Source organism: Bartonella sp. AP4SXKL (assembly GCF_042195845.1).
Lineage (GTDB): Bacteria > Pseudomonadota > Alphaproteobacteria > Rhizobiales > Rhizobiaceae > Bartonella.
In genome coordinates, this window is the sequence record NZ_JBHIPA010000067.1 from 1 (window position 1) to 791 (window position 791).

Sequence of the window (791 nt, forward strand, 5' to 3'; positions counted from 1 at the left end):
GCGTTTTGTTTAGCCATATCGGTTAATCCACTGTAGAAGAGAGCATTTGGCATGACTAAGTAATTGGCCGTTTGTGCTACAGGGACGATCACACTTGGACCAGAACCAGAATCTGTTTCAAGAATTTCTTTATGTAAGCGGAAATCCCAGAAATTTTCATTCTTTTCATCAAAGAGGCTTTGTGCAACATCGGCTGTACCGTGGCTTGACTCTGGTCCATAGGCCGTTAGCGTATATTTATAAGGCAAACGATTTCTTGTGGTATAGCCATTTACGAGTTTGAAAGAGTCTTCTTGTGCTTTTCCAGATACTTGAATGAGCGAGAGGCCACCTATATTGGAAGGATCAGCAGCATTGACTACACTACTTTCATCTCCTGAATCGCTTTTGATATAAACTGTTGTGGAGCCTGAGACATCACCGTGGATCAGAAGTCTATCGGTTTTTTGATCGGCACTTGCTACGCCATCACTCCAAGCAATGTTGAAGTAAATCTTTGCATTACCAGAGGCGTTGTAGACTGTTTGCGTATCTGGTTTACCAGATCCTATATGCAATGTGTGATAATGATCTTCTACCAGTCCATCAAAAACAATAGAGCTGTTATCGAGATTAAGCGTGGAAATATCAGAACGAGATCTTTGAGCGATATCAAGTAGTTTTCCATCAGCATCTTTTTCTTTTGTACTGGTCTTTAGTGTCCATGTTGTCTTGTTTTTTAGATCAAAATGTACATTTCTGTCTTTAGCAATATTCGCTCTGCCTTCTAAAGTTGAATGATCAGCGCTTAA

Annotated in this window: 1 protein-coding gene; it reads right to left on the bottom strand. The window is 40.3% G+C overall.

The window, feature by feature from the left end; genetic code table 11:
• On the bottom strand, positions 1-791 hold a 791-nt coding region (locus tag ACFIMI_RS09705; RefSeq protein ID WP_375692538.1), incomplete at both ends, for an autotransporter outer membrane beta-barrel domain-containing protein.